Source organism: Desulfurellaceae bacterium, assembly GCA_021296095.1.
Classification (GTDB): Bacteria; Desulfobacterota; Binatia; order Bin18; family Bin18; genus JAAXHF01.
Genome location: JAGWBB010000123.1, coordinates 1 through 823 on the forward strand (window position 1 = coordinate 1; position 823 = coordinate 823).

An 823-nucleotide genomic window follows, 5' to 3' on the forward strand; every position below is an offset into this window, starting at 1 on the left:
GTCGCAGCAGGGTGTTGACCACAACGGCGCCGGTCAGGGCCGAGGCCATGGCTTTGTGGACGCCTTCGGAGGACAGCGGATCGATGAACAGCCCGGCGTCTCCGACCAGTAAAAAGCGGGCGTCGCCGAACTGTGTTGCGGTGTACAAGGTGGCGTCCGCAGCCTGGGGCGCGGTGGCGATCCGGGCTCCCTCCAGCAGGCCGGATATGTGGGCGGCTTTGCCAAGTTCAGCGTGGTAGACATCGGCCAGACCGGCCCGTCGGATGTCAGCCCCGGCCCGCCAATCGACCAGCAGAGTCACATTCCTCAGCCCGGTATGCAGGGCCAGAGACCACACGATGCCGTCGGCATAGGCTTCGACCAGGGTGTTGCCACGCTCAATGCCCCGCGGCTCGGCCACGTCCCGCCAGTAGGCGGTCAGGGCCAGGGTCTGAAAGCCGCGGTTACGCCGGCGCAGCCCTTGGCGCGCCAGCAGGCCGCTGCGGCCGGTCGCATCGACAAAAAAGGCTGCCGTGATGCGGTGTTGGGATGCGGTTCGCACCTGCACCTCAGCGCTGTCGGGCGGCAGGCTGACCGCCTCAACCGCCTGTCCCTCACACACCTGCACGCCGGCCTGCCGGGCGTGCTCCAGCAGCAGGGCGTCAAAATCCGCCCGCCAGACCTGAAAGCCGCGCCGGCTGCGGTCCGGGCTGTAATAGGCGGTGCGCGGCGCGGCTTCGCCCCAGCATACCGTGTGGCCGGCAATCGGCAGAAAGCCGACCCGCTCGACCTCGGAGCGCAGGTTCAGAAAGTCAAAAATAGGCAGGATACGCGGGGTGAGCGA

At 67.7% G+C, this 823-nt stretch carries 1 protein-coding gene; it reads right to left on the reverse strand.

The genetic code is table 11. The features are described 5' to 3' along the window. Positions 1-823, reverse strand: an 823-nt coding sequence (locus J4F42_20570; GenBank protein MCE2487915.1) for a tryptophan 7-halogenase, incomplete at both ends; no start/stop codon positions are given.